Origin of the sequence: Wolbachia endosymbiont of Drosophila bocki, assembly GCF_028982005.1 — a bacterium.
Taxonomy (GTDB): Bacteria; Pseudomonadota; Alphaproteobacteria; order Rickettsiales; family Anaplasmataceae; genus Wolbachia; species Wolbachia pipientis.
Window position 1 is genome coordinate 1 of record NZ_JAPQLG010000007.1, and the last position, 6,247, is coordinate 6,247.

The window sequence follows — 6,247 nt, forward strand, 5'->3', positions numbered from 1 at the left end:
ATAGATATACCTCTTTCTTAACTATGCTTATTTTACCTCATATTTTCGAGATCCTTAACAGGTTCTTAGCTTGTTCTTTCTATAAATGGTTTTTTCAGACAGACTGATGGTAAAATGGTAATTTAAAATTACTAGAAACTTGATGAAAATATTAATATATAATCAACTTAAAGTTTTGAATATTGATATCATATAATTATTGACAAGTTACATGATATTAATATCTTGGTATATTAAATATTATGCTATAATATTTAATAAAGTTAATTGATATGTGAGTGTAAAAATTATGGAAATAATATCGTTAAATAACTTAGACAGTGCAGGAATAAAAACAAAGTTGCTTTATATAATAAATAAAATTATAGAAAAAAATGCTTGGACTCAGGCTTTTGCAGCTGAGAAACTTGGTATTGATCAGCCAAAGGTATCGCAAATTAAAAATGGTAAAATAGATGGTTTTTCTTTAGAGCGATTGTTAGGATTTCTAAAAAAACTTGATCATGAAATAACAATCACGATGACAGAAAGCCAAGAAATAAAATCTGAGGCAGAAAAAGTAAAACATGAAGTTGAATCGCAATAGATACAAAGTTGACAACTTGTTTTTTTTGATATAGTATAAAACTTGTTAAGGTAGTATCTTATGGCTGAGTCTATTGTAGAAAAGTGTATAGAACGGGTAAGTAACCGTTTCAAATTGGTTCTGTTGGCAAGTCAAAGAACACATGATTTAAATACAGGGGCAAGTAATCCAATTCAAGCAGCTAAGTTTAAAGGTCATAAAAATACCATAGTTTCCTTACATGAAATAGCAGGAAAACAGGTGGATACTCATGAGCTGTTTAGCCTTTTGGTAGGTAGATGCAAGGAATACATGAAAGGAAATATGAATAATGTTTACAGCAGTAATACAAGTAAGCTAGCGAATTTATTAAATTTTTCTGATAACACAGATCTTGATGCAAGTCAAGAAAGCCAAGATTATGAAGTGGATGGTGAAATAGATGATGAAATAAATGATCAAGATGGCGATGAAGAAGTATCCGTTTAGAAATCTACTGAAGTCACATGGTCTTTAAATGATTTGCATTGCTATCTATACACTGTTGTTCTGTATGAGTGTAATGTTGTGTTGCATAGTGTCTAAGTCAAATGATGTGTACAATAAGGTTTTAGCGTTCAATAATTTCTCAACGCAAGTAGTTGTACTTATAACAGCAATATCAATCATTCTGAATAATTTTTTTCTAATTGATATAGCATTGTTGTATGCTAGCGTTAGCTTTATATCAACTATAGCACTAATGAGATTAATGTTGTTTTGATAATTTATGATAGGATCCATTTTCATATTTTTAGGTATTTGTTTGATAATTATTTCAAATATAGGGGTGATCAGATTTCCTGATTTCTATACTAGGTTACATGCAGCAGGTATTACAGATTCTAGCGGTGCAACGTTATTGTTAATTGGTTTTGCTTTGCAGAATGGATTTTCAATCAATACTGTTAAAATAGTATTATTAATTTTTATAATATGGGTAGCTAACTCAACTAATAGCTATATTTTAGCGCGCACTCATTATAAGGTTAAGAAAAAAACTGTTAAAGAAGGCTAAGGTGTTAGAAATATTAAATGTAGTGTTACTTTTGTTGTTACTAACAGTTACGGTTTTTATAGTTTTCTCGCGACATTTAGTCGTAAGTGCTGTTCTAATGTGTGTATTTAGTTCACTGATTGCGCTTATATACTTAATTATGAATGCACATGATGTTGCAATTACTGAAGCTTCTGTTGGTGCGGGGCTCAGTACAGTTTTTACGTTTGCAGCACTCTCCTTGATAAAGAATCATAAAGTAAATCTATGTCATAACCCTATAACGCTTTTTTTTATGTTATTTCTGGCTGTATGTTTGTCATGTTTTATGATTCAATTGCCAGATTTTGGCAGCCACAATGCTCCGATCCACTTGCATGTTGCTCCTTATTATGTGGAAAATACCGAAAAAGCTACCGGTATTCCTAATATAGTGACAGCTATTTTGGCAAGCTTTCGTGGTTATGACACGTTTGGAGAAACTATAGTAGTTTTTACTGCTGCGCTTTGTATAACGTTGATATTAAAAGAAGAAAAAGAAAATGATTAAAGATCCGATATTAAATGCAGTAACATTTTTGATGATACCTTTTATCATTTTATTTGGTTTATACATACAATTTCACGGTGATTACACTCCGGGTGGAGGTTTTCAAGCAGGAATAATTATTGCCTCCGGGATAATATTATATTCAATGCTATTTGGTGTATCTACAACTCTAAAAGCAATACCTTATTCTGTGATTAGATTGACTAACGTGTTAGGTATTTTAATTTATGGAGGAACGGGCGTTGCAACAACTTTACTTGGCCAAAATTTTTTATCTTATGATATCTTGTTAACCAATAATAGAACCGGTCAAAAATTAGGTATTTTTTTGGTGGAATTAGGTGTAGCATTTACTGTCTGCTCCTCTATGTTAATTATATATATAAATTTTGCTCGTAGGAAAAAACAATGACTTTATATAATTATACGATTATTATTGTATTAATGGTGCTAGGTTTATATATTATTATAAGCGATAAAAATTTAGTCAAGAAAATGATAGGGGTAAGCGTCTTCCAAGCATCTGTTTTGTTATTTTACATATCTCTAGGATATATAAAAAGTTCCTTGCCTCCTATATTGGTTTCAAATTTTTATTCATATAGCAATCCTATACCCCATGTTTTAATGCTTACTGCTATAGTGGTTGGAATTGCAACATTTTCAGTTGGATTATCCATAGCAGTAAAAATGGAAGAAAAGTATGGAACAATTGATTAAGACAAGTGTACATAAATTAACAACATCTTAAACTATATGAAGTAACAAATAGCCACAAGTTAAAAGTAAAATTATAGACTTGCTCGTTGTAAGTTTGTTTGTTAGTAAGAAATAAAATTATAAACTATAAAGGTAATGATGTCAACTATTAATGATGCAGAAGATAAGAAAAAAATTATCAAAGATCTGGTAACTAAGAGTATAAAAAAGGGTGGTTTTATCACCTTTGATGATATAAATGATAAATTATCAGATGAAAATTTTTCGTCTGACTTTATAGATGATGCTATATCTTTATTGCAGGATTCCGGAATTAATGTGCTTGAAAGTAGCGAAGATGAAGAAGATATTCCTTCCAACAGTGATGATAGTAAACTTGATGATGATGACACATCGCCAAATGTTACTGCAACTTTAGTACAAAATGATGATCCAGTGAGGATTTATTTACAAGACATGAGCTCCGTAAAGCTTTTATCAAGGGCAGGTGAAATCGAGATAGCAAAAAAAATTGAATCTGAAAAGCATAACATGTTACGCGCAATAATTGAAACATCAGTAACATTAAAGGTGATAAAAGTATGGCGTGATGATTTAAGTAATGGAGCTCTCTTACTGAGAGAAATTATAGATCTGGATGCAATTTATAACTCTGATTTTAATGTGGTACCCAAAGAAGAAAGTGAAGAGAGTGAAGAAAGTGCTGAAGATGTTGAGGATTCTGAGGATGTTTCTGAAGATGCTGAGTACTGTAGTGATGATGAGAAAGATAGTAAAAAAAGTGATGATGAGAAAGACGGTAATAATGAAGATATAAGTTCAGTCAATTTAAATGTTTCTATTCTTGAAATGGAAAGTGACTTATTGCCAAAGGTCATAGTTGCATTGGATGAGATAATTACTTTAACAAATGAAGCGTTGATATTAAGAAAAAATTCTAAAAATTTCTCTAATGAGCTAGAAAATTTGTATAATCAAATATGGTCTATAGCATTACAAATTAAGTTAAGTGATGCTGCTGTTGCCAGAATTACACAAGAACTTTATAAGATAAATAGATCCATTACGCTTGAAGAGGCTAATCTTATTGCTGAGGCTAGAAAATACGATATCGATAGAGAAAGTTTCTATAAAGTTTATGATGACGTGCTTTTAAAGCACGAATTGAAAAAGATAAGTCTTTTAAAGATCAATGAAAATCAGTCCTCTTTTACAGGTGAATTAAAAAACAAATTTTTAAGGTTTATAGACGATAACTCTGAACATATAGCTAGTACCTTGAACGGTATTAAGCAGCATACACAGGAAGATAACGTACAAGAATTTAAGGAGCTAATCAAGAGAATACAAAAACACGAACGAGAAGTCTCTGAAGCAAAGCAAGAAATGATTAAGGCTAACTTAAGGCTAGTAGTTTCCATTGCTAAGAAGTATTCAAAAAGAGGCCTTGATCTGCTTGATTTGATACAAGAAGGCAATATTGGTCTTATGAAGGCCGTGGATAAGTTTGATTACAAACGTGGATATAAATTTTCAACTTATGGCACTTGGTGGGTAAGACAATCAATCACTAGAGCAATACCTGAGCAGTCTAAAGTAGTTAGAATACCAGTTCATATGGTGGAAATTATCAGTAAAATCAACAGAGCATTAAGAAAGATGACTCATGAGATGGGAAGAGAGCCGACGTTAGAGGAATTGAGTGTAGAACTGACAATGCCACTGGAAAGAATACGCAGAGTTATGAAAATAGCAAGGGATCCAGTAAGTCTTGAAGCTCCAACAGGAAAAGATGATAGTAGTACCTTTGGTGATTGTATAGAAGACAAGCGAGTCTCCAGGCCAGAGGATGCTGCAATACTTGCTGACTTGCGTGGCATTACAACCAATGTCCTTGCAACTTTAACACCAAAGGAAGAAAGAATTTTAAGAATGCGTTTTGGCCTTGGTAAAGATGGGAAGGAACATACCTTAGAAGAAGTAGGAAAAATTTTTAATGTAACACGTGAGAGAATTAGGCAAATAGAGGCAAAAGCACTGCGCAAGTTGAAACATCCAAGCCGTGCTAGAAAACTTAGAGGGTTCTTTTAAGTGTACGTGTCAAGTTAAGAAGAAGCTGATTTTGCCCGGAAAAAGTGGAGAGCAAGTTAGGCTAAAGTTGTATAATTTCACCGCTGTTTTTCTTTTTCTATGAATCTAATGAAACAGCATGCTAATCTACGGTAAATATTATGACAAACAAAAATGACAATTCTAATTCAAAGTATAGAAATTTTTATGTTCTGGGTGATAGCTTATCCGATAATGGCGCAATCATTGGAATTTTAAATAATTTATCCTTTGCAAAAAGCGTAAAATTTGATGATCCTTTTTATCAAGGAAGATCTTTTAGCAATGGCCCTACTGCTGTTGAATATATAGCAAAATATTTAGATTTAGATGAATTTAAACCTGGGTGGGGTTATTCATTTTTTGGGAGATGCCACGAACAGCAAGATCAGAATTACGCAGTTTCATATGCAACAGCATCTGAAATTTTTGACCCTATTTTTTCTTATTTCTTCAATAAATTTCGTTTAGCTAACCAGCTAGATGCGGTAATTAAACATCATCCAGATATAGGTAAAGAAGATTTATTTTGCATCATAATCGGCGGAAATGATGTTATGGTTGCCACTGCTTATGACGATACTAAAGCGGAAGAAGTGTTGGAACAAGCAGTGAGTGAAATATGTAATGCACTTAAGGTTCTAAATGAACATGGTGTTAAGCATGTAGTTGTTGCAAACGCACCTGAAGTTGGCTTAATACCAGCTTTTAATAGAGATGAAGAAGCAAGGGAACTAGCTACAAAGCTCACGGAGAGTTTCAATGCAAAACTGGCTAAAGGCTTAGATTATATGAAGAAAAGTGCAAATCTTGAAATAAAAGCATTTGATCTTAACTCTAAAATGAGAAGTATGTTTAGCGAATACAAGAGCAAAGGTTTAAATTGTCAAGATGCATGCACATCGAACATTGCAGACCAAGTTGGGAGATTTAAAGAAAATGTAAAAATACTCTTAAAGTTGATATTTAAAGGGGAACTTGACGTTCACTATAACCCTGGGTGTAGCAAAGAAACACTAAAGGATTATTTCTTTTTTGATTATTTCCATCCAACTGCGGAACTTCATCATGAAGTTGGTAATGAAGTGTATGAGTTGATTTGACACAGTTTTTTTGAACATATCCTTTTAAATAGTAACCAGACCGCATTCTGTGATTTTTAGCAAAACACGATCTTTCATTTGAGCTTTCTTCAATTTAAAATAAATACAGAAAATTGCTGCCTATAGCTAAACTGACTTAGATTTACCGACAATTTGAAAAACCG

At 32.3% G+C, this 6,247-nt stretch carries 9 protein-coding genes; all 9 read left to right on the forward strand.

Annotated elements, in window-relative coordinates:
• Nucleotides 1-289 precede the first annotated feature (289 nt).
• Nucleotides 290-586, forward strand: coding sequence for a helix-turn-helix domain-containing protein (locus OZD61_RS00095; protein WP_010081926.1), 297 nt, complete (start codon nucleotides 290-292; stop codon nucleotides 584-586).
• Nucleotides 587-646: 60 nt separating this feature from the next.
• Nucleotides 647-1,054 (forward strand): DNA-directed RNA polymerase subunit omega, encoded by a 408-nt coding sequence (gene rpoZ / locus OZD61_RS00100; protein WP_007548528.1) that lies wholly within the window; start codon nucleotides 647-649, stop codon nucleotides 1,052-1,054.
• Between the two features lie 28 nt (nucleotides 1,055-1,082).
• Complete coding sequence (locus OZD61_RS00105; protein WP_007548527.1) at nucleotides 1,083-1,328, forward strand: monovalent cation/H+ antiporter complex subunit F; 246 nt, start codon at nucleotides 1,083-1,085, stop codon at nucleotides 1,326-1,328.
• Between the two features lie 6 nt (nucleotides 1,329-1,334).
• The gene (gene mnhG / locus OZD61_RS00110) at nucleotides 1,335-1,622 is read left to right on the forward strand and encodes a monovalent cation/H(+) antiporter subunit G (protein WP_006279703.1); all 288 of its coding nucleotides are present in this window, start codon (nucleotides 1,335-1,337) and stop codon (nucleotides 1,620-1,622) included.
• 1 nt (nucleotide 1,623) lies between these two features.
• On the forward strand, nucleotides 1,624-2,151 hold the full coding sequence (locus tag OZD61_RS00115; protein ID WP_274979385.1) for a DUF4040 domain-containing protein: 528 nt from the start codon (nucleotides 1,624-1,626) through the stop codon (nucleotides 2,149-2,151).
• The gene (locus tag OZD61_RS00120) at nucleotides 2,144-2,563 is read left to right on the forward strand and encodes a Na(+)/H(+) antiporter subunit B (RefSeq protein WP_006279705.1); all 420 of its coding nucleotides are present in this window, start codon (nucleotides 2,144-2,146) and stop codon (nucleotides 2,561-2,563) included. Before OZD61_RS00115 ends, OZD61_RS00120 begins: the two co-directional genes overlap by 8 nt.
• Nucleotides 2,560-2,871, forward strand: a complete 312-nt coding sequence (locus OZD61_RS00125) for a cation:proton antiporter subunit C (protein WP_274979386.1) — start codon at nucleotides 2,560-2,562, stop codon at nucleotides 2,869-2,871. Before OZD61_RS00120 ends, OZD61_RS00125 begins: the two co-directional genes overlap by 4 nt.
• Before the next feature lie 138 nt (nucleotides 2,872-3,009).
• Complete coding sequence (rpoD, locus tag OZD61_RS00130) at nucleotides 3,010-4,962, forward strand: RNA polymerase sigma factor RpoD (protein ID WP_274979388.1); 1,953 nt, start codon at nucleotides 3,010-3,012, stop codon at nucleotides 4,960-4,962.
• 140 nt (nucleotides 4,963-5,102) lie between these two features.
• Nucleotides 5,103-6,083, forward strand: coding sequence for an SGNH/GDSL hydrolase family protein (locus OZD61_RS00135; RefSeq protein ID WP_274979387.1), 981 nt, complete (start codon nucleotides 5,103-5,105; stop codon nucleotides 6,081-6,083).
• Nucleotides 6,084-6,247: the final 164 nt, after the last annotated feature.

Bases quoted from the DNA above. Each gene is read 5' to 3' on its own strand.
- mnhG (WP_006279703.1), top strand. From the start codon at position 1,335: ATGATAGGATCCATTTTCATATTTTTAGGTATTTGTTTGATAATTATT.
- OZD61_RS00105 (WP_007548527.1), top strand. From the start codon at position 1,083: ATGATTTGCATTGCTATCTATACACTGTTGTTCTGTATGAGTGTAATG.
- OZD61_RS00095 (WP_010081926.1), top strand. From the start codon at position 290: ATGGAAATAATATCGTTAAATAACTTAGACAGTGCAGGAATAAAAACA.
- OZD61_RS00120 (WP_006279705.1), top strand. From the start codon at position 2,144: ATGATTAAAGATCCGATATTAAATGCAGTAACATTTTTGATGATACCT.
- rpoZ (WP_007548528.1), top strand. From the start codon at position 647: ATGGCTGAGTCTATTGTAGAAAAGTGTATAGAACGGGTAAGTAACCGT.
- rpoD (WP_274979388.1), top strand. From the start codon at position 3,010: ATGTCAACTATTAATGATGCAGAAGATAAGAAAAAAATTATCAAAGAT.
- OZD61_RS00135 (WP_274979387.1), top strand. From the start codon at position 5,103: ATGACAAACAAAAATGACAATTCTAATTCAAAGTATAGAAATTTTTAT.
- OZD61_RS00125 (WP_274979386.1), top strand. From the start codon at position 2,560: ATGACTTTATATAATTATACGATTATTATTGTATTAATGGTGCTAGGT.